Genomic DNA, 20,101 nt, shown 5'->3' with positions numbered 1-20,101 from the left:
TCCGGGTAGGCTCGCGCCGTTCTGACCACCGAAGGGCGACCGGGAGAGCCACCTCGTGACCGCACAGCCAGAGACCTTGTACGGGGCTGACGACCTCACGCACCTGGAAGGGCTGGACGCTGTCCGGAAACGCCCAGGGATGTACATCGGGTCCACCGACAGCCGGGGCATCAACCACCTGGCCAACGAGATCATCGACAACTGCACCGACGAGGGGGTCGGCGGCCACGCCACCAGGATCGCCGTGACGCTGCACGGCGACGGCTCGGTCCAGGTGGACGACGACGGCCGGGGCATCCCGACCGACGTGCACGCCAAGAGCGGATTGAGCGGCGTCGAGCTGGTGCTCACCCGGCTGCACGCCGGCGGCAAGTTCGGCGGCTCCGGATACAAGGCGTCCGGCGGTCTGCACGGCGTCGGCGCCTCCGCGGTCAACGCGCTCTCGCTGCGCTACGACGTCACCGTCAAGCGCGACGGCAAGGTGCACGAGATCTCCTTCCAGCGCGGCGTGCCGGGCGTCTTCGACGGCCCCGGGCCGACCGCGCCGTTCACCCCGCAGCCGGGCCTGCGGGTGGCCCGCCGGATGAAGCGCGGCGAGCCCACCGGCACCTCGACGCGGTACTGGTACGACGCCCGCTACTTCGAGAGCGGCGCCCGGCTGGACGTCGAGGCGGTCCGCACCAAGCTGCGCAACACCGCGTTCCTGGTGCCCGGCGTGCAGTTCACGCTCTTCGACGCGACCGCCGAGGAGCCGCACACCGAGACGTTCCACTACCCCAACGGCCTGGTCGACATGGTGGAGTTCCTGACCCCGGCCGCCGACAAGCCGGTCTCCGGGATCCTGATGGTCACCGGCGAGGGGACATACAAGGAGAACGCCGCCGACGCCAACGGCGTCATGCAGTCGAACGTGGTCCGGCAGGCCCAGGTCGAGGTCGCCTTCCGCTGGGGCACCGGGTACGAGCGCAACGTCGAGTGCTTCACCAACACCATCCGCAACGTGCACGGCGGCACGCACCGCAAGGGCTTCGAGCGTGCCCTGGTGCGTGCGCTCACCGAGGCCATCCGCAACGCCCGCGGCCTGCTCAAGCCGAAGGAGGAGCCGCCGGTCCTGGACGACCTGCTGGAGGGCATGACGGCTGTCATCCACGTGCGGGTGCCCGAGCCGCAGTTCACCTCGCAGACCAAGGACGAGCTCTCCACGGCCGGCATCACCCGGGTGACGCAGACCCTGGTCGAGGCGTACCTGAAGGAGTGGATCGACGGCCGGCGCACCAAGACCGAGGCCCGCACGGTCCTGCAGAAGGTGGTGGACGCGGCCCGCGTCCGCCTCACCCAGAAGCAGCAGAAGGACGCGGCCCGGCGCAAGACCGCCCTGGAGGGCGCGTCGATGCCGCCCAAGCTGGTCGACTGCCGCTCCACCGGCATCTCCCGCAGCGAGCTCTACATCGTCGAGGGCGACAGCGCTCTGGGCACCGCCCGGATGGCCCGCTCCTCGGAGTACCAGGCGCTGCTGCCGATCCGCGGCAAGATCCTCAACGTGCAGAAGGCCAGCCTCCAGCAGGTCCTGGACAACGCCGAGTGCTCGGCGATCGTCCAGGTGCTGGGCGCCGGCTCGGGCCGCACGTTCGAGATCGGCGCGATGCGGTACGGCCGGGTGATGATCATGGCGGACGCCGACGTCGACGGCTCGCACATCCGGACGCTGCTGATCACCCTCTTCGCGAAGTACATGCGCCCGGTGATCGAGGAGGGGCGGCTCTACGCCGCTATGCCGCCGCTGCACAAGGTGGTCACCAAGGGCCGCAACCCGGAGACGGTGTACACGTACACCCAGCAGGAGATGGAGAGCACGGTCAGCCGGTACGAGCGGTCCGGCAAACAGGTGCAGAAGCCGGTGCCCCGGTTCAAGGGGCTCGGCGAGATGGACGCCGACGAGTTGTGGGACACCACGATGAACCCGGCCAGCCGCACCGTGCGCCGGATCACGCTGGACGACGCCGACCGTGCCGAGGCCACCCTGGAACTGCTGATGGGTGAGCGGGTCGAGCCCCGGAAGAACTGGCTGATCGACGCGGCGGGCCGCATCGATCAAGAGACGATCGACGCCTGAGAGGTCGCTGTTTCATGGCACGCCGCAAGAACACCGATAATCGCGTCGACCTGTCCGCGTTCGATCAGGCCGGCGCCCGCGTCATCGACAACCCGCTGACCACCGAGGTCGAGGACTCCTACCTGGAGTACGCGTACTCGGTGATCCACTCGCGGGCGCTGCCGGACGCCAGGGACGGGCTGAAGCCGGTGCATCGGCGGATCCTCTGGTCGATGTCCGAGCAGGGCCACCGGCCGGACCGGGCGTACGTGAAGTCCGCCCGCGTCGTCGGCGACGTGATGGGCAAGTACCACCCGCACGGCGACGTGGCGATCTACGACGCGCTGGTCCGGCTCGCGCAGGACTTCTCGCTGAACGCGCCGCTCATCGACGGGCACGGCAATTTCGGCTCGCCCGACGACGGGCCGGCCGCCGCCCGCTACACCGAGGCCCGGATGTCGCGCGAGGCGATGCTGCTGGTCGGCGAGCTGGGCGAGGGCACCGTCGACTTCAAGCCGACCTACGACGGCGACGACGTCGAGCCCAAGGTGCTGCCCGCCGCCTTCCCGAACCTGCTGGTCAACGGCACGTCCGGGATCGCGGTCGGGATGGCGACCAACATGATCCCGCACAACCTGGGCGAGGTGGTCGCGGCCGCCCGGCACCTGATCACCAACCCGGACGCCGGCCTCGACGAGCTGATGCGCTTCGTGCCCGGGCCGGACCTGCCGACCGGCGGCCAGCTGCTCGGCCTCGACGAGGTGCGCCGGGCGTACGAGACGGGCCGTGGCGTGGTGCGCATGCGCGCCCGGGCGCAGACCGGACTGCTCGAGGGCGGGCGCGGGCGCCAGGCGATCACGGTGACCGAGCTGCCGTACGGCGTCGGCGCCGAGAAGATCATCGAAGCCATCACCGACGAGGTGAAGGGCAAGATGATCACCTCCGGCCCCAAGCGCGGCCAGCGGCAGGCGGCCCGGCTGCAGGGCATCGCCGACGTCAAGGACCTGACCGACCGCGAGCACGGCACCCGCCTGGTGATCGAGTGCAAGGTCGGCGTCAACCCGCAGGCGCTGCTCGCCGACCTCTACCGGCTCACCCCGCTGGAGACCTCGTTCGGCATCAACAACCTGGTGCTCGTCGACGGCCAGCCGCGCACGCTCGGGCTCAAGGCGCTGCTGGAGGTCTTCGTCCAGCACCGCTACGAGGTGGTCACCCGGCGGACGGAGTTCCGCCGCACCAAGCGCCAGGACCGCCTGCACCTGGTCGACGGCCTGCTCATCGCCCTGATCGACATCGACCGGGTGGTCGCGATCATCCGGGCCAGCGACGACGCGGCGGCCGCCAAGTCGTCGCTGATGAGCGAATTCGGGCTGAGCGACATCCAGGCGACGTACATTCTGGACACCCCGCTGCGCCGGCTCACCCGCTTCGACCGGATCGAGCTGGAGACCGAGCAGGAGCGGCTGCGCAACGAGATCGCCGAGCTGAGCCGGATCCTGGACGACGAAGCCGTGCTCAAGCAGGTCGTCTCCGACGAGCTCGCCGAGGTGACCAGCGAGTTCGCCAGCTCCCGGCGCACCACGCTGATCGACGGCGACCTCAAGGAGGTGCTCGCGGCCTCGGTGCCGGCCGGCCCGCTCGAGGTCGCCGACGACCCGTGCCAGGTGATCCTCTCCGCGACCGGCCTGATCGCCCGGACCGCGGCGGAGAGCGAGGAGTCCGCCGAGGGCCGCAAGCGCAGCGGCCGGGTCAAGCACGACGCGGTCCGCGCGCTCATCCACTCCACCGCCCGCGGCCGGATCCTGCTGATCACCAACCGGGGACGCGCGTTCAAGACCGACGTGCTGCCGCTGCCGGTGCTGCCCGAGCAGTCCGGGACGGTGTCGCTGCGCGGCGGCATGTCCGCGTCCGAGCTGGTGCCGCTGGAGAAGGGGGAGAAGGTGGTCGGGCTCGCGCCGCTGGCCGCCGGCGACTCCCCGGGTCTCGCGCTGGGTACCCGGCACGGCGTGGTCAAGGTCTGCGCGCCGGAGTGGCCGGTGCGCTCCGACGAGTTCGAGGTGATCACCCTCAAGGAGGGTGACGAGGTGCTGCAGGCCACCTGGCTGGTGGACGGCGCCGAGTCGCTGGTGTTCGTCACGTCGGACGCGAGCCTGCTGCGCTTCCCGGCCAAGCTGGTGCGGCCGCAGGGCCTCAAGGGTGGCGGCATGGCCGGCATCAACCTGACGCCGGAGGCCACGGTCGTGTCGTTCAACGCGGTGTCCACCTCGGACCCCACGCACGGCGAGCCGATGGTCGTCACGTCGACCGGCACGCAGGTGAAGGTGACACCGTTCGCGTCGTACCCGGCGAAGGGCCGCGCCACCGGCGGGGTGCGGGTGCAGCGCTTCCTGAAGGGCGAGTCGGCGCTGGCGGTGGCCTGGGTCGGCCCGCGCCCGGTCGGCGCCACCAACACCGGCGACCCGGTCGAGCTCCCCGAGGTCGACACCCGCCGCGACGGCTCCGGCACCGCTGTCCTCATGGGACCGCAGTTGATCGGCCACCACATCGAGCGCGACTGACCACGTCCCGCCCCGACCGCCCGCCGCCCACGCGGCGGGCGGTTCGCGTTCCATGCCACCCCGAGCGACCACCACCCAGCCGGCCCTGGTGGCCGTCCGAACCCATGCTCACCCCCGGCCAAGCCCTCCGGTGGCCCTGATGGTCGTCTCGGCCCGTCCGGAACAATCACCAGCCCCAGTCGAGTGGACCGGGCCGGGGCTGGTGGTTGTTCCGGACGGGCTTCGGCGACCATCAGTCCCGGCTGGGGGACCGGGCTGGGATGGGCTCGGGTGGTTGGGGGGCGGAAGGTCACCAGGTTGGGCGGATGCGGCCGGGGACGGTCAGCGCCGACAGCGCCGCCCGCACGGCGGCCACCTGGTCAGCCCCGAGAGCGTCGGCCCACGGCCGCAACACCTCGGACGCGGCCTCGTCGGCGGCCCGGGTGCACGCCCACCCCCGCTCGGTGAGGGTCAGCAGCCGCGCGCGGGCGTCCGAAGGGTGCGGCCGGCGCGCGACGTACCCCTTGCGGACCAGCTCGTCCGCCATCTGACTGGCCGCCTGCTTGGTCACCCCCAGATGCTCGGCCAGTTCCACCACTGTCGCGCCGGACGGGGCGAGGCGCACGAAGGCGAAACCGTGTGCCGGCCGCAGATCCGTGAAGCCGCGGGCGCGTATTCCCGCGTTGATGCCGTCCACCAGCGCGGATGCCGCACCGAGCAGCAGCACCGGCAGGTCCAGGAGATCACGTCGCACCGGTCGAGTTTGACACGGCGGTCAAGCTGGTTGACCATTTCGTCAAGTCACTTGACCGAATGAGGGGGAGCAGATGGCAGTACGAAAGCACGGCGACGCGGTGCGGCACCGCCTGCACGGAGCGGTCTTCCACTCGTACGTCTCGCCGCGGGCCGGCAGCGAGGAGCTCTGCGCCTGGCGGCTGGAGATCGCCCCGGGGACCGCGGGCATCCCGCACCGGGTCGGCAAGGAGGAGGTGATCCTGGTGCTCACCGGCCGGATCCACGTCCACCTGGACGGCGCCGTCGAGCAGTTGGACCCGGGAGACGTGCTCCGGGTCCCGGCAGGCGCCGAGTTCGGCGTCGACAACCGGGGCCCGGAGACCGCCGAGGCGTGGGTGACCACCAGCGTCGGGCTGGAGGCCACCCTGCCCGACGGCTCGGTGATCAGCCCGCCCTGGGTTCGCTAGAGCGCGGTCCGCGCCGGCGAAGGCGGTGACACCAGGGCGCGCCGGCTCGGTCGACGGTGGTGGTCACCGGGCCAGAGCGCGCAGCGCGTCCATCTCGGAGGGCGACAGCGGACCCGCCGCCTCGGCCGCCACGCACTCCGCGAGCTCGGCCCGGTTCTTCACGCCGAGGACCACTGTGGAGACGCCGGGCACCGAGAGCGCGTACCGATGCGCGAGCACGGCGGGCGGCGTTCCCCACTCCGCGGCGACCTTGCGGAAGGGGGCGGCGCGATCGAAGTCGGCAGCCACCGGGTCGCCGGCTCCGGTCGTACGATCAATCGCCGAGGTGAGCGCCCCGGCCGCCACCGCGCGGATGCCCATGACCTGGACCCCGTTCTCGTGAGCGGAGCGAACGATCTCGTCGCCCCTCGGCGGCACGCCGTCGAACGCCCACCACCCGTTGAGGTCGAGCGCGTTCACGATCACCTGGGCGGCGTCCGGGCGGGGCGTGCCCCGCAGCGCGGCCAGCACCTGATCCGGATGGCCGACCGCGGTGATGCCCCAGGCCCGGATCAGCCCCTCGTCCCGCAGCGCCGCGAAGGCCGCCGCGGCCTCCTGGTACCCGTCCCGGTCGATGGTCTCGGGCACCGGGGCGCCGGCCCGGATCTGGGTGTGCAGCAGGAAGAGATCCAGGTGGTCGCGGCCGAGACGCTCCAGGCTCGCGACCAGGCCGCGCCGGATGCGGGCGGCGAAGTCCCGTTCGTGATCGTCCGGCAGCCCGACCTTGGAGGTGATCAGGAGGTCGGCGGAGGAGAACGAGCGGGCCACCCGTTCCGACTCGAAGTCGGTGCCGTAGGACGGCGCCACGTCCAGCATCGTGATGCCGGCGTCGAGGGCGGCGTGCACGGTGGCCACCGCCTCGCGCCGGTCGGTCCGGCCCCATACGCCGCCGATGCCGCCGCCGCCCAGGGTGAGTGCGCTGATCCGCCCGAGTCGCCCGAAGTTACGAAGTTCCATGTCCCACGACGCTAGGACCTGGAGCGCGCTCCAGGTCAAGAGCCGCCTACTTGGACGGCTCCGGCACCTCGCACTTGATCTTCGGGTTGACCCCGAGCCAGTTCAGCGGCCCGGCGAGCGTGGTGACGATGACGGTGCCGGCCTCCGCGCAGCTCGCGTCGCCGGTGTTCTTGAAATAATTGCGCTGGTACGCCGCGACCAGCCCGAGCAGCAGCCAGATGACGATGACAACCGCGCCTGCACGCATCGAGAGCCTCCAAACCAGGGGAATGCGCGGCAGATACCCGGATCCGTCCGCTCTCTAAACTGGGCCCGGCGGGAGGTCCGTCCGGGCGAGGCTCCGGCCGACACGCTGCCGCGGGCCGGCGACCCGCTGTGTGCGGCGAAGCCCGCGGGCCGCAACCGGGTCCAGGCCGCTCGGATCGATGGGGTACGCCCGGAGCGCCGGTGCCCGGACAGTCGTCACCGCCATGCCGCTGCTACTCCCGGCCCGGCCGCGCCTCCGGGGTCGGCTTGTCCTGATGGGTGTCTCAACGCCTCGGAGACACCCGTGGGGGCGGGCGGCGGGCTACTTGACGGCTTGGAGGGTGTAGGTGTGCGGGAGGCGCTCGGGACGGTCGGCGAGCTGCCACTCCCCGTTGCCGAGCCGGCGCATCCGGCCGGGCAGCGCGTTCCACGGCACGCTCTGATGCTCCACCAGGCCGGTCAGGGTCAGCCCGGCCGCCAGCACCGCGGTGACGATCTCGCCGAGCCCGTGGTTCCACTCGTGCGTCACGGTGTGCGTGAACGTCGCCCCGGTGTCCACATAGGTCCCGTCCTCGTCGTAGATCTGCGGCTCCGCCTGCTCGAAGTACGGCTCGGAGAGCGCGATCACCCCGTCGGTACGGTCGTAGTCGCAGGCCCACAGCACCGGGTGTCCCTCCCGGATGAACAGCCGCCCACCCGGCTTGAGCAGCGACGCCACGGTCGCCGCCCAACGCTTGACGTCGGGCAGCCAGCCGAGCGCCCCGATCCCGGTGAAGACCAGGTCGAAGTCGCCGTCCAGGGCGTCCCGCGCGGCGTACGCGTCGCTCTGCACGTAGCTGATGTCCGCGCCGGCCGACGACGCGAGGAGCCGGGCCTGCCTCAGCGACTCACCGGAGAAGTCCAGGCCGGTCATGGTGGCGCCGAGCCGGGACAGCGAGAGCGTGTCGGTGCCGATGTGGCACTGCAGGTGCACCGCCCGCTGCCCGGCGATGTCGCCGAGCAGCGGCAGGTCGAAGCGGACCACGTCGCTCAGGTGCGCGGGGTCGGCCACGAAGCGTGCGAGGCCGTAGTCCGCGGACGCGGCGTGCGCCGGGGCCCGCTCGTCCCAGTTGGCGCGGTTGACTGTCAGGTAGTCGCTCACAGGCCGGAGCGTATGCGGTCACGGAACCACAGCGCACTCTGTTTCGGCGTACGCCGCTGGGTCTCGTAGTCGACCGCGACCAGGCCGAACCGCCGGCCGTACCCCTCGGCCCACTCGAAGTTGTCCATCAGCGACCAGGCGAAGTATCCGCGCACGTCCGCGCCCTGCTCCCGGGCCGCGAGGGTGGCCTCGACGTGCGCCTTCAGGTACGCCGTCCGCTCCTGGTCGGCGACGAAGCCGTCGGGGAACGGGTGGTCGTCGTAGACGGCGCCGTTCTCGGTCACCGCGAGCGGCACGCCGTAGTCGCGGTGCAGGCGCAGCAGCAGCGTGGTGAACCGGTCCGGGGTGATCGCCCAGCCCATCGCGGTCGTCGGCACGTCCGGCCGGATCTCCCGGACGATCGGCAGCCCGCGCTCGTCGTGGGTGTTGCCGTGCTCGTCGCGGCCGGCGAAGTCCTGTCCGAAGTAGAAGTTGACGCCGAGCACGTCCGGCCTCTGGTTGATGATCGCGAGGTCGCCGTCCCGGACCGGCAGGTGGTGGCCCCGCGCCGCCAGGTCCGCCAGCACGTCCTCCGGGTAGCGGCCGAAGACCAGCGGGTCGAGGAAGATCCGGGCGACGTTGCCGTCGGCGCGGCGGGCGGCGGCGACGTCCAGCGGGTCGTCGGTGTGCGGGGTGGCGGTGCCGATGTTGAGCGCGATCCCCACCGAGTTGTCCGGTCGTTTCACGACGGAGGCCGCCAGCCCGTGGGCGAGCAGCAGGTGGTGGGTGGCGCGCAGCGCGTCGCCGAAGTCGCGGCGGCCGGGCGCGTGCACGCCGTGCTGGTAGCCGAGATAGGCGGCGCACCACGGCTCGTTCAGCGTCTGCCAGTTCTTGACGCGGTCCCGGAAGCGGTCGGAGACCAGCGCGGCGAAGTCGGCGAACCGGTGGGCGGTGTCCCGTTCCGGCCAGCCGCCGGCGTCCTCCAGCTCCTGCGGCAGGTCCCAGTGGTACAGCGTCAGCCACGGCTCGATCCCGTTGCCCAGCAGCTCGTCGATCAGCCGGTCGTAGAAGGCCAGGCCGGCCGGGTTCGCCGGGCCGCGCCCGCCGGGCTGTACCCGTGGCCAGGAGACCGAGAACCGGTACGCGTCCACGCCCAGGCTTTTGATCAGCCGCACGTCGTCGGGCATCCGGTGGTAGTGGTCGCAGGCCACGTCCCCGTGCTCGCCGACGACGCGGTGGGCGAAGGTGTCCCAGATGGACGGTGTGCGGCCGTCCTCGGCGGCGGCGCCCTCGATCTGGTAGGCGGAGGTCGCCACACCCCACGTGAAAGTCACGAAATGTCCCCTATGCAGGATTGCGGATTTCCCCTGTGCGGGATTGTGGCGGCCGGCCCCGACGGCAGGGGGCCGGCCGCCTGCCTATCCGACCGGCTGCTCGGTCGGGTGCAGCCAGCACGCCACCGACCGGCTCGGCCCGTCCGGCGTCCCCGGCCGGCCCAGCACCGGGATGTTCCCGGAGCACGGCTCGAACGCCTTCGGGCAGCGGGGGTGGAACGAGCACCCGCTCGGCATGCCCTTGAGGTCCGGCGGGGAGCCGGGGATGCCGGTCAGCTCGCGGCGCGGCCCGCGCAGGGCCGGGAAGGACCCGAGCAGACCCTTGGAGTACGGGTGCAGAGCGTCCCGGTAGATGGCCGCCGCCGGCGCCTCCTCGACGATCCGGCCGCCGTACATGATCGCGATCCGGTTCGAGAACTCGACGAGCAGCGACAGGTCGTGGGTGATGAAGATGACCGAGAAACCCAGCCGCTCGCGCAGCTCGATCAACTGACCGAGGATCTGCCGCTGCATGACCACGTCGAGCGCGGTGGTCGGCTCGTCCATGATCACGACCTGCGGCTGCAGGATCAGCGCCATGCCGATCATCACGCGCTGCCGCATGCCGCCGGAGAGCTGGTGCGGGTACGCGTCCATCCGGTCCGCGGCGATCCCGACCAGCTTGAGCATCTCGCGTGCCCGGGCGTGGCGCGCCGACTCGGACATGTCCGGCCGGTGCGCCTTGAGCACGTCGGTGAGCTGGGTGGAGATCTTGTGCACCGGGTTCAGCGAGTTCATCGCGCCCTGGAACACGATGGCCGTCTCGGCCCAGCGGAACCCGCGCAGCTCGCGGTCGGAGAGGCCGAGCACGTCGTACGCCTCGCCCTGCTCCGGGTGGTAGAGCACCTGCCCGCCGGTGATCACGCCGGGCGGGGCGAGCAGGCGGGTCATGCCGTACGCCAGTGTCGACTTGCCCGAGCCGCTCTCGCCGGCCAGGCCGAGCACCTCACCGCGGTGCAGGGTCAGGTTCACGTCGCGGACCGCGCGGACCGCCTGGTCGCCCAGCCCGTACTCGACGTTCAGGTTGCGGATCTCGAGCACCGGGTCGCTCACGGGGCCACCTCCTTCTTGACGACGGGCGTCGCGGCGCCCGGATCGGCCAGCGGCCGGGCGTGCGTGTGCGGCTCGGGGGAGTTGCTCAGGACCGGTGTGAAACCGATGCGCATCCGGACCGTACGTCCATCAATTGTTTTGATCTTGGTTTTGCCGGCGCTGCGCAGGCGCGGGCTGACGAACTCGTCGATGCCGAAGTTGATCAGCGAGAGCGCGGTGCCGAGCAACGCGATGGCCAGGCCGGCCGGGATGAACCACCACCAGGCCTCCTGGGCCAGGGCCTGCTGGCCCTGCGCCCAGAACAGGATCGTGCCCCAGTTCCAGGTGGTGCTGGACGTGACACCGATGAAGGCCAGGGTGATCTCGGAGAGCACCGCGAAGATGACAGTGCCGACGAAGCCCGAGGCGATCACCGCGGTCAGGTTCGGCATCAGCTCGAAGACGATCACCCGCCAGGTCTTCTCGCCGGTGGCCCGGGACGCGTCGACGAAGTCCCGGCGGCGTAGCGACAGCGTCTGCGCGCGCAGCACCCGGGCGTTCCAGGACCACGAGGTCAGGCCGATCACCAGGGCGATCAGCCAGTCCTCGGCGTTCTCCAGGGTGGACGTGATGATGATGATCAGCGGCAGCGCCGGGATGACCAGGAAGACGTTGGAGAGCGCGGACAGGCCCTCGTCCGCCTTGCCGCCCAGGTAGCCGGCGGTCACGCCGATCAGCACCGACAGCATGGTGGCGATGATGCCGGCGAAGAAGCCGACGAAGATCACGCTGCGGGTGCCGACCAGCAGCTGGCTGAAGACATCCTGGCCGAGGTGGGTGGTACCGAGCCAGTGCGCGCCCGACGGGCTCTGGATCAGGTCGTTGCTGCGGGCGTCCGGCGCGTACGGCGCGACCCACGGTCCGATGATCGCGAACAGCAGGTAGATCGCGAGCATGACCAGGCCGGTGGCCGCCTTGCGGTTGGACACGAAGCGGAAGCGCTGCCGCTTGGCCTTGCCCCTCTTGCCGGTCTCCGGCTGCGCCATCGAGCCTTCGCCGGGGATGACCTGCTCGATGCTGGAGGTGGGAATGGTCATGACTGTGCTCCCTTGGCGAAGCCCTCCTGGCCCTCGCGTGCGAGGGGGCTGTCCGGCTCGGCGAGGTGCCGCTCGGTGCGGTCGTTCATCGCGTCAGCCCTCCTTGCGGGTGCGCGGGTCGAGGAGCAGGTACGCCACGTCCGCGATCAGGTTCGCCACCAGCACCGAGATCGTGATGATCAGGAAGATGCCCTGCATCAGCGGGTAGTCCTGGGCGCCCAGCGCCTGGAAGAGCTGGAAGCCGATGCCCGGGTAGGAGAAGACGATCTCCACGAGCAGCGTGCCGCCGACGATGAAGCCGAGCGACAGCGCGAAGCCGGAGACGTTCGGCAGCAGCGCGTTGCGGGCCGCGTAGCTCATCGCCACCCGGCGGTCGGTGAGCCCCTTGGCGTGCGCGACGGTGATGTAGTCCTCGCTGGACACCGTCACCATCATGTTGCGCATGCTCAGGATCCAGCCGCTGACCGAGGAGATCAGGATGGTCAGCGCGGGGAGCACGCTGTGCCGCAGCGCGCTCGGGATGAAGTACTGGTCGAACGCCGGCACCAGGCCGTTGTCGAAGCCGCCGGACGACGGGAAGAAGCTGCCCGGACCGGTGAGCAGGTAGATCGCGATGATGCCGAGCCAGAAGTACGGCACCGAGGAGAGGAACGTGGTGACCGGCAGCAGGCCGTCCGCCCACGAGCCACGCCGCCAGCCGGCCAGCACGCCGAGGCCGGTGCCGAGGAAGAAGCTGATGATCGTGGTGATGCCGACCAGCAGCAGCGTCCACGGCAGACTCGACGAGATGATCTCGGAGACCGGGGTCGGGAAGAACGTGAAGGACAGGCCCAGGTCGCCGTGGAACAGCTGGCCCCAGTAGTCCAGGTACTCCTGCCAGAGACCCTTGTCCTTGTCGAGTCCGAACAGGACGTACAGCGAGTCGATCGCCTGGGTGCTGAGCTGGCCCTGGTACTTGGTGATCAGGGCCTGCACCGGGTCGCCGGGGACCATCCGCGGGATGAAGAAGTTCAGGGTGATCGCGGCCCACGCGGTGAACAGGTAGAACGCGATGCGCTGGAGCAGGTATTTCACTGGGCCACCTCGGCCTTCTCGTTCTGGTCGTACAACCAGCAGGCGGCCCAGTGACCGGGCGCGTCGCCGATCTCCAGCGGGACCGGCAGCTCGGTCCTGCAGCGTTCCATCGCGAACGGGCAGCGCGGGTGGAACCGGCAGCCGGCCGGCGGGTGGATCAGGCTCGGCGGCTCGCCGTTGCCGGCGTCCTCGCCTTCGGCGTCGGACGTGCCGGCGAGCCGGTCCGGGTCCGGCGCGGAGTCGATCAACAACCGGGTGTACGGGTGAGCGGGCGACTGGGTGACCGTCTCGCTGTCGCCGCCCTCGACCATCCGGCCGGCGTACATGACCATCGTCTGGTCCGCGAAGTAGCGCGCCGACGCGATGTCGTGGGTGATGTAGAGGATCGCCAGGTTGAGCCGGTCCCGCAGGTCGCGCAGCAGGTTCAGCACCCCCAGCCGGATCGAGACGTCCAGCATGGACACCGGCTCGTCGGCCAGCAGCGCCTCGGGCCGGGCGCCCAGCGCCCGGGCGATCGCCACGCGCTGCCGCTGGCCGCCGGACAGCTCGTGCGGGAACTTGTCCAGGTACCGCTCGGGCGGGGTCAGCTGCACCCGCTCCAGCAGCTCGATGAGCGCCCGGTCGAGGTCCTCGGCGGTCTTGCCGGCGTTGCCGTGGATCTTCAGCGACCGGGTGAGGTGGTACCGGATGGTGTGCGTCGGGTTCAGCGACGCGAACGGGTCCTGGAAGATCATCTGGACCTGGGAGCAGTACCGGCGGAACGCCGCGCCCCCCTTGACCTTCGTCGTCTCACCGTGCAGCCGGATGTCCCCGCTGGTGCGGGGATAGAGCTGGGCGAGCAGCCGGGCGATGGTTGACTTGCCCGAGCCGGACTCGCCGACCAGGGCGACCACCTGTCCGCGCCGGAGCGTGAGATTCACGTCGTCGACGGCGTGCACCGCGTCCTTGCGGTGGGAGAACAGGTCGCGCAGTTTCCGGCGGACGGGGAAGTGCTTGGTCAGGCTGATCGCCTCAAGCACCACCTCGGCGGCCGGCGCTTTCGCGTCGGGGATCGACGTCATGCCGGGTTCCTTACGAAGCAGCGAACAGGGGACGCGGGCGCCCCGGCGACCGGGGCGCCCGCGGTGCGGCGATCAGGAGTTGGCGGGCTTGAGGTGCATGATCACGTCGAGCGTGCCGGACTGGGTGGGCTGCATCGGGGCGTACGGGTCGCTGTCCGAGGGCCAGCCGACCCAGTTCTTGGTGCTGATCGCGCCACCGACGTTGTCCGAGCCGATCGGCAGCATCGGGGCCTGCTCCACGAAGATTTTCTGGACCGTGGCGAGGGCGGCGGTGCGGTCCGCGTCGCTCGTCGCGTTCGCGTAGGCCTTGAGCGCGGCGGTCGCCTCCGGGCTGTCGAAGCGGCCGAAGTTGCCCTGCTGGGCGGCGGTGCCGATCGGCTTCTTCAGGTCGCCGTCCATGACGGTCTGGTAGATGTCGAACGGCGTCGAGCCGCCGTTGGTCCAGCGCATGGTGGCGCCGAAGTCGCCCTTCTGGACGTTCGCGTCCCACACGTTCTGGTTCGGCTTCTCGACCGTGGCGGCGATGCCGATCTCGGCCAGGTTGCTCTTGATGATCTCCAGCGTGGTCTGGTAGTCCGACCACGACGCCGGGTCGCTGAGCTTGATGGTGACGGCCTTGCCGGTCTTGTCCTTCAGCGTGGTGCCGTCCAGCTTGTAGCCGGCGCCGGTGAGCAGCGCCTTGGCGCCCTCCACGTCCACCTTGAAGTTCTGTCCCTTGTAGGCGTCGGTGATGAACGCGTCACCAGCGCCCTCCGGCAGGCCCGTGACGTTCTTCAGCTCCGGGTGGAAGTAGCCGGCCTCGGCCTGGTTGAAGATGTCCGTCCGGTTGATCACCATGTTCATCGCACGGCGCAGCGTCGGGTCGTCGAACGGCTTCTGGGTGGTGTTGATGTAGAGGCCGTGGATGCCCAGCACGCCCGGCGCCCAGACCTTGAAGTGCTCCGGGTCCTTGGCGAGGAAGGTCTGCTGGTAGTTCGGGATGAAGACGAAGCTCCACTCGGACTGGCCGGTGGCCAGGGCCGTGGTCTGCGCGTTGTTGTCGGTGTACGACGTGTAGCGCAGCTCCTTGACGGCCGGCTTCTCCTGCCAGTAACCGGTCTCCCGGCGCTCCAGCACGATGCCCTGCTGGCTGAAGGTCTTCAGGGTGTACGGGCCCGAGCCGATCGGCTCCTTGATCGGGTCGGACGCCGGGTCCTTGATCTTCTCCCAGACGTGCTTGGGGACGATCGGGATCTGGCTGATGATCTTGTGCCACGTGGTGAACTGCGACGACTTGAAGGTCACGGTGACCTTGCTGCCGTTGAGGGTGACCTGGTCGATCGGGATGGCGAAGATGTTCAGCGCCTCGTTCGACTTGACCAGGTTGAACGTGTACGCCACGTCCTCGGCGGTCAGCTTCTGCCCGTCCGACCAGGTCGCGTTGTCGCGGATGGTGACGTCCAGCTGCTTGTAGTCCGCGGCCCACTTGATGTCGCTGGCCAGCCACGGCTTCGCCGGGTCGGCCGGCTTGACGTTGTTCCACATGCCGAGGGGCTCGTAGACGACCCAGCGGTACCCGAGCGAGGCGCCGGCCGAGGTGCCGACGAAGGGGTTGTTGTTCTCGGTGACCGTGCCGTTCGGCATGCCGATCGACAGGAAGTCGGCGGTCTTGCCGTTGTTCGCGTTCTTGTTGGCGTTCGGCGAGTCACCGCACGCGGCCAGGCCGCCCGTGGCGAGCACGCCCGCCAGGGCGACCGCGAACAGCTTCCTTCTCTGCATCGGAGAATCTCCTCGGGATTTGGCGGTGTTGAGGGTGAGAGGGTGCCCGGAGGGCGTGCGGCGTCGCGTGGCCGGCGGGTGCCGGCCCCGGACGTGCTGGTCTGGGTCTGTGTGGCTGGGTCGTCAGGCCTGTGTGGAGGACCGCGCGGTGAACGTCGCCGGGATCACCGTCGGCCGGTTCGGGAGCGCGGTGCCTTCGAAGTGGGCGAGCAGGGTGCGGGCCGCCGCCTCGCCCATCTCGCGCATCGGCTGGTGCACGGTGGACAGCGGCGGCTTGTGGTGTGCCGCCATCGGGATGTCGTCGAAGCCGACCACCGCGACGTCCTCCGGAACCCGCCGGCCGGCGTCCTGGACGGCCTGCACGACGCCGAAGGCGGAGAGGTCGTTGTGGCAGAAGACGGCGTCGAACTCGAGCCCGGCGGCGATCGCCTGCCGGACCCCGTCGGCGCCGCACGCGACGGTGAAGTCGCCGGGGAACACGTAGGTGTCCGGGATGGGGTGGCCGGCCTCGGCGTAGACCGAGGCGAAGCCGTCGGAGCGCTGCACGGTGCAGCCGAACCGCGGCGGGCCGGTGATCACGAGCGGCTTGTGGCGCCCGATCTCCAGCAGGTGCCGGGCCGCGTCGGCGGCGCCGCTGTGGTTGGTGGTGCCGACGGTCGGGATCTGGCCGCCGGAGATCTGGTCACGGTCGTCGATCAGCACCATCGGCAGGCCGCGGTTGTGCAGGGTGGTGAGGTAGCCGAGGGTGCCCTCCGGCTCGATCGCCAGCAGGCCGTCGAACGACTTGGCGGCGACCTGCGCGGCGAACTGGCGCATCGAGTCGTCGCCGCGGTTGAAGGTGAACAGCAGCAGGCCGTACTCCTCGGCCTCCAGCACGTCGACCGCGCCCTGCAGCACCTCGCCCATCCAGGGCCAGGTCAGCGAGGGCACCAGCATGCCGATCACCCGGGTGCGGCCGCGGGCCAGGTTGACCGCGCGGGCGCTGGGGACGTAGCCGAGTTCCTCGATCACCGCGCGCACCCGGGCGGCTGTCGACTCGTCCAGCTCACCCTTGCCGTTGAGAACCCGCGACACGGTCGTCTTGCTGACCTTCGCCCGGGCCGCCACGTCGGCGATGGTGATCGGCACAGCTCCTCCGAGAGTTTGTTTCCGGCGGCCAGCGCCGAGGGTTCGGAACCGGTTTCGGGACCGGTTTCGGCAGTCAACCTCAGTGAGCGCGGTCACGTCAATGGGGCCGAGATCTATTTAGGTTTCATTCCGGTAACCAGCGGAAGCCGGGTTCGTTTACCGAGGCAACAATCGGTACGTATCGGTCTCCCGGGCAAGATTCGGGAGAACGACCCCCAGCGGAGCGTCGATCATCAGATCCGCGTACGGCTCCCCACGGGTCACGCCGCGGTTCACGATCGCCACCCGGGTGCCCTGCTTGACGGCCCGCACCACGAACCGGCGGCCGGACATGACGGTCAGCGACGAGCCCAGGACCAACAACGTGCGCGCCGCGGCGACCAGCGCGAACGCCCGGGACACCCGGTCGGCCGGCACGGTCTCGCCGAAATACACCACGTCCGGCTTCAGCATGCCGCCGCAGGCCAGGCAGTCCACCGTGCTGAACCCGTTCAGCTCGGCGTCGTCCAGCTCCACGTCGCCGTCCGCGTTCACCGCCGAGGCCACCGCGGCGAATCCCGGGTTCGCCGCGGTCAGCCGGTGCTCCAGCTGGTCGCGCCCGCTGCGCGCCCCGCAGTCCAGGCAGGTGATCCGGGCCAGGTTGCCGTGCAGCTCCACCACGTCGCGCGCGCCGGCCGCCTGGTGCAGGCCGTCCACGTTCTGGGTGACCACCCCGTGCAGCAGGCCGCGCTCCTGCCAGTGGGCCACCGCCCGGTGCCCGTCGTTGGGCCGGGCGTGGCCGATGGTGCGCCAGCCGAGGTGGCTGCGCGCCCAGTAGCGGCGCCGGGCCAGCGGGTCGCCGGTGAAGGTCTGATAGGTCATCGGGGTGTTGCGCCGTGCCGAGCCGGACGGGCCCCGGTAGTCCGGGATGCCGGAGTCGGTGGAGAGGCCCGCGCCGCTGAGCACCACCACGCCGCCCTCGCCCAGCCAGCCGTCCAGCCGGTCCACCTGCTCGAGCATCTCAAGGTCCATGACACCTATCGTCTCTCGCCCGGGTGACCGGCCGGGACACCGTCCGGTGGGGTGTCCGGGACGAGCGGTGCGCGTTGACGCATGCACAGGTACCTTGATCCAGGTGACCGCTGTGACGCCTGAGGCGAACCGTCCCTGGGACGGCCGCCGGTTGCTGCGGTTCCTCACCGGTCTCGCCGTGCTGGCCCTCGCGGTCACGCTGCGGCTGCCCGGCCCGGCCGTCACCCCGGCCGCTGATCCGGTTCAGCACTCCGCTGCCGTCGCGGCCCCGGTCGCGGCGCGGGCCGCCGAGCCCGAGTCCGAGCCCCGGCTCGCCGAACCGGCCCCGCCCGCGGCCGCGCCGGCTCCCCGGAGCGCGGCCCCGGCCCCGGCCGCCCGCACCGGCGTCGTCCCGGCGACCGGCGGCCCCCGCGCGCCCCCGGCCCGCTGACGTCCTTCTCCGCACACGTCGGCTCGTCGTTCCCGTTCCGCTGTCCTGGGGGTGTTCCGTGGATTCCGCCTTCCTGAGCTCCGTCCCGCAAGCCGTCGCGATCTGGCTGATCATCGTGCTGCTCCTCGCCGTCGCCGCGGCGACCGTCTCGATCCCCCGTGTCCTGACCGAACCGACCCCGGACGCCACCGAGCGCCAGCGGTACGCCGACGAGATCGCGGTCGCGGCCGGGCGCGCGGCCGGCACCGTGCGCCGGCGCCGCGCCGAGTGGGAGGCCGCGCAGGCCGGGGTGGAGCAGGCCTGGGCCGCGTACGAGAAGGCCGACCAGGCCTGCCGGCGGATCGGCTCGGCCACGGCGTACCCGCTGATGAGCCGCCGCCGCAAGCCCGGCGAGAACGTCGACCGGCAGCGGTACCTGCACCGCGCGGCCAGCGCCCTGTGCCGCTCCCAGGACCTCTCCATCGACCAGCTCAACGACGTGTTCGCGCACCGCGGCTGGAACCCGCGGCTGCACCCGGTCCAGCAGGAGGCGGTCCTCGCCCAGGCGGCCCGGGCGCACCGGCTGTCCGCCTGGTACGCGGCCGTCGAGCGGGAGCGGGCCGCCTGGCGGGGCGTCGAGGCCGCCGCCGAGGCGCTGAGCAGCCTGCGCTCCGAGGCGATCAGCGCACCGCTGCGGGTCGGCGCCCCCGAGCCGGTGGACCAGCAGTGGTGGGCCGAGCAATGGAGCACAGCCGAAATCCGGGCGGCCGCCTGAGGTCCACCCTGGACCCCGCGCACGTTACCGAGCGGCCTGTCGGACCCGCCCGGTAACGTTTGGTCTCTCGGACTCCCCGGCGCTGGACGGGGGTCGGGACGCTCTCCTGGGCGGGAGAAGCGGAACGGCGAGGAGGAGATGGTGGCGGTAACACCGGCGGAGACGTCCAAGGCCGTGGCCCGGATGCACCGGGCTGCCCTGGTCGAGGATGCCGTGCACGAGATCATCGAGCGGAACCTGCGCAACCGCGGCTGGAAACCGTACATCACCGCCTACACCGGCTACGGCGCGCCCGGCTGGGCCCGGGTGATGGCGCGGGTGCTGCTGTCCCGCCCCCGGCTGGTCCGCAAGCGCCGGGAGAAGGTGCGCGGCTGGCGCAGCTTCACCACCACCCCGGTGAGCAACGCGGTGGTGCGCATCGAGGTCGGCGGCAGCGTCACCGAGACCCGCACCGACCGCAGCGGTTACGTCGACTGCCGGGTCAAGGGCGACCTCGACCCGGGCTGGGCCAGCGTCCGGCTGCACTGCGAGGGCGCCACCGCGGTGGACGCGCCGATCCGGGTGATCGACCCGGCGGTGAGATTCGGCCTGGTCTCCGACATCGACGACACCGTGATGGTGACCGCGCTGCCCCGCCCGCTGCTCGCCGCGTGGAACACGTTCGTCCTCGACGAGCACGCCCGGATGGCGGTGCCCGGCATGGCTGTGCTCTACGAGCGGCTGATCAACGCGAACCCGGGCGCCCCGGTGATCTACCTGTCCACCGGCGCGTGGAACGTGGCGCCCGCCCTGACCCGCTTCCTCAGCCGGCATCTCTACCCGGCCGGTCCGATCCTGCTCACCGACTGGGGACCCACCCCGGACCGCTGGTTCCGCAGCGGCCAGGAGCACAAGCGCAACTCGCTGCGCCGGCTCGCCGAGGAGTTCCCCGACGTCAGGTGGCTGCTGGTCGGCGACGACGGGCAGCACGACCAGGAGATCTACTCGGAGTTCGCCCGCGAGCACCCGGACAACGTGGCGGCCGTGGCGATCCGCCGGCTCTCGCCGACCCAGGCGGTGCTGGCCGGCGCCATCCCGGGCCCGACCGAGACGCCCGAGGCCGTGCCGTCCGGGGGCAAGACGTGGTTCGCCGCCCCGGACGGCGCCGGCCTCTGGTCCCTGCTGCGCGACACGGACCTCGCCGAGTGAGC

The 20,101-nt window shown here is 71.0% G+C and carries 18 protein-coding genes; 6 read left to right on the top strand and 12 right to left on the bottom strand.

The features are described 5' to 3' along the window. The first annotated feature begins 55 nt into the window (after positions 1-55). Positions 56-2,113: a DNA gyrase/topoisomerase IV subunit B gene (locus Asi03nite_RS05850; protein ID WP_203677359.1), complete on the top strand. Its 2,058-nt coding sequence runs from the start codon at positions 56-58 to the stop codon at positions 2,111-2,113. Positions 2,114-2,127: 14 nt separating this feature from the next. Beyond that, on the top strand, positions 2,128-4,650 hold the full coding sequence (locus Asi03nite_RS05845; RefSeq protein WP_203677358.1) for a DNA gyrase/topoisomerase IV subunit A: 2,523 nt from the start codon (positions 2,128-2,130) through the stop codon (positions 4,648-4,650). A 289-nt stretch (positions 4,651-4,939) separates the two neighbouring features. Here the strand turns inward: Asi03nite_RS05845 and Asi03nite_RS05840 are convergent, their stop codons facing one another. Next, on the bottom strand, positions 4,940-5,383 hold the full coding sequence (locus Asi03nite_RS05840) for a MarR family winged helix-turn-helix transcriptional regulator (protein WP_239102424.1): 444 nt from the start codon (positions 5,381-5,383) through the stop codon (positions 4,940-4,942). A 73-nt stretch (positions 5,384-5,456) separates the two neighbouring features. On the opposite strand from Asi03nite_RS05840, the gene Asi03nite_RS05835 reads away from it, so the two are divergent. After that, positions 5,457-5,831, top strand: a complete 375-nt coding sequence (locus tag Asi03nite_RS05835) for a cupin domain-containing protein (protein WP_203677357.1) — start codon at positions 5,457-5,459, stop codon at positions 5,829-5,831. 63 nt (positions 5,832-5,894) lie between these two features. Here Asi03nite_RS05835 and Asi03nite_RS05830 read toward each other — a convergent pair whose 3' ends face one another. From Asi03nite_RS05830 to Asi03nite_RS05780, 11 genes are all read right to left on the bottom strand, one after another. Continuing rightward, positions 5,895-6,827, bottom strand: a complete 933-nt coding sequence (locus tag Asi03nite_RS05830) for an aldo/keto reductase (RefSeq protein WP_203677356.1) — start codon at positions 6,825-6,827, stop codon at positions 5,895-5,897. 46 nt (positions 6,828-6,873) lie between these two features. Beyond that, positions 6,874-7,074, bottom strand: coding sequence for a hypothetical protein (locus Asi03nite_RS05825; protein WP_203677355.1), 201 nt, complete (start codon positions 7,072-7,074; stop codon positions 6,874-6,876). A 321-nt stretch (positions 7,075-7,395) separates the two neighbouring features. Then, positions 7,396-8,214 carry a class I SAM-dependent methyltransferase gene (locus Asi03nite_RS05820; RefSeq protein ID WP_203677354.1) on the bottom strand — a complete coding sequence of 273 codons (819 nt, stop codon included), beginning with the start codon at positions 8,212-8,214 and terminating at the stop codon, positions 7,396-7,398. Continuing rightward, on the bottom strand, positions 8,211-9,527 hold the full coding sequence (locus tag Asi03nite_RS05815; protein ID WP_203677353.1) for a GH1 family beta-glucosidase: 1,317 nt from the start codon (positions 9,525-9,527) through the stop codon (positions 8,211-8,213). Before Asi03nite_RS05815 ends, Asi03nite_RS05820 begins: the two co-directional genes overlap by 4 nt. An 84-nt stretch (positions 9,528-9,611) precedes the next feature. Next, positions 9,612-10,619, bottom strand: a complete 1,008-nt coding sequence (locus Asi03nite_RS05810; RefSeq protein ID WP_203677352.1) for an ABC transporter ATP-binding protein — start codon at positions 10,617-10,619, stop codon at positions 9,612-9,614. Continuing rightward, positions 10,616-11,695, bottom strand: coding sequence for an ABC transporter permease (locus Asi03nite_RS05805; protein WP_203677351.1), 1,080 nt, complete (start codon positions 11,693-11,695; stop codon positions 10,616-10,618). Before Asi03nite_RS05805 ends, Asi03nite_RS05810 begins: the two co-directional genes overlap by 4 nt. Positions 11,696-11,788: 93 nt before the next feature. Beyond that, entirely contained in the window at positions 11,789-12,769 is a 981-nt protein-coding gene (locus Asi03nite_RS05800; RefSeq protein WP_203677350.1) for an ABC transporter permease, read from the bottom strand. Continuing rightward, positions 12,766-13,830, bottom strand: coding sequence for an ABC transporter ATP-binding protein (locus Asi03nite_RS05795; RefSeq protein ID WP_203677349.1), 1,065 nt, complete (start codon positions 13,828-13,830; stop codon positions 12,766-12,768). The genes Asi03nite_RS05800 and Asi03nite_RS05795 overlap by 4 nt, the downstream gene beginning before the upstream one ends. 72 nt (positions 13,831-13,902) lie before the next feature. Further along, complete coding sequence (locus tag Asi03nite_RS05790) at positions 13,903-15,588, bottom strand: ABC transporter substrate-binding protein (RefSeq protein WP_203677348.1); 1,686 nt, start codon at positions 15,586-15,588, stop codon at positions 13,903-13,905. Positions 15,589-15,711: 123 nt separating this feature from the next. After that, on the bottom strand, positions 15,712-16,716 hold the full coding sequence (locus Asi03nite_RS05785; RefSeq protein ID WP_203677347.1) for a LacI family DNA-binding transcriptional regulator: 1,005 nt from the start codon (positions 16,714-16,716) through the stop codon (positions 15,712-15,714). Between the two features lie 156 nt (positions 16,717-16,872). Then, positions 16,873-17,727, bottom strand: coding sequence for an NAD-dependent protein deacetylase (locus Asi03nite_RS05780; protein ID WP_203677346.1), 855 nt, complete (start codon positions 17,725-17,727; stop codon positions 16,873-16,875). 103 nt (positions 17,728-17,830) lie between these two features. On the opposite strand from Asi03nite_RS05780, the gene Asi03nite_RS05775 reads away from it, so the two are divergent. From Asi03nite_RS05775 to Asi03nite_RS05765, 3 genes are all read left to right on the top strand, one after another. Further along, positions 17,831-18,157 carry a hypothetical protein gene (locus Asi03nite_RS05775; protein ID WP_203677345.1) on the top strand — a complete coding sequence of 109 codons (327 nt, stop codon included), beginning with the start codon at positions 17,831-17,833 and terminating at the stop codon, positions 18,155-18,157. A 58-nt stretch (positions 18,158-18,215) separates the two neighbouring features. Then, entirely contained in the window at positions 18,216-18,911 is a 696-nt protein-coding gene (locus Asi03nite_RS05770; RefSeq protein WP_203677344.1) for a hypothetical protein, read from the top strand. A gap of 138 nt (positions 18,912-19,049) precedes the next feature. Next, positions 19,050-20,099, top strand: coding sequence for an App1 family protein phosphatidate phosphatase (locus Asi03nite_RS05765; RefSeq protein ID WP_203677343.1), 1,050 nt, complete (start codon positions 19,050-19,052; stop codon positions 20,097-20,099). Positions 20,100-20,101 lie beyond the last annotated feature (2 nt).

The sequence above is a fragment of the Actinoplanes siamensis genome, assembly GCF_016862395.1.
Taxonomy (GTDB): Bacteria; Actinomycetota; Actinomycetes; order Mycobacteriales; family Micromonosporaceae; genus Actinoplanes; species Actinoplanes siamensis.
This window is presented reverse-complemented; position numbering and strand designations above follow the sequence as displayed.

Coding starts and splice junctions, on each gene's coding strand:
- Asi03nite_RS05845 (WP_203677358.1), top strand. CDS start 2,128: ATGGCACGCCGCAAGAACACCGATAATCGCGTCGACCTGTCCGCGTTC.
- Asi03nite_RS05835 (WP_203677357.1), top strand. CDS start 5,457: ATGGCAGTACGAAAGCACGGCGACGCGGTGCGGCACCGCCTGCACGGA.
- Asi03nite_RS05830 (WP_203677356.1), bottom strand. CDS start 6,827: ATGGAACTTCGTAACTTCGGGCGACTCGGGCGGATCAGCGCACTCACC.
- Asi03nite_RS05825 (WP_203677355.1), bottom strand. CDS start 7,074: ATGCGTGCAGGCGCGGTTGTCATCGTCATCTGGCTGCTGCTCGGGCTG.
- Asi03nite_RS05805 (WP_203677351.1), bottom strand. CDS start 11,695: ATGACCATTCCCACCTCCAGCATCGAGCAGGTCATCCCCGGCGAAGGC.
- Asi03nite_RS05795 (WP_203677349.1), bottom strand. CDS start 13,830: ATGACGTCGATCCCCGACGCGAAAGCGCCGGCCGCCGAGGTGGTGCTT.
- Asi03nite_RS05790 (WP_203677348.1), bottom strand. CDS start 15,588: ATGCAGAGAAGGAAGCTGTTCGCGGTCGCCCTGGCGGGCGTGCTCGCC.
- Asi03nite_RS05780 (WP_203677346.1), bottom strand. CDS start 17,727: ATGGACCTTGAGATGCTCGAGCAGGTGGACCGGCTGGACGGCTGGCTG.
- Asi03nite_RS05765 (WP_203677343.1), top strand. CDS start 19,050: ATGGTGGCGGTAACACCGGCGGAGACGTCCAAGGCCGTGGCCCGGATG.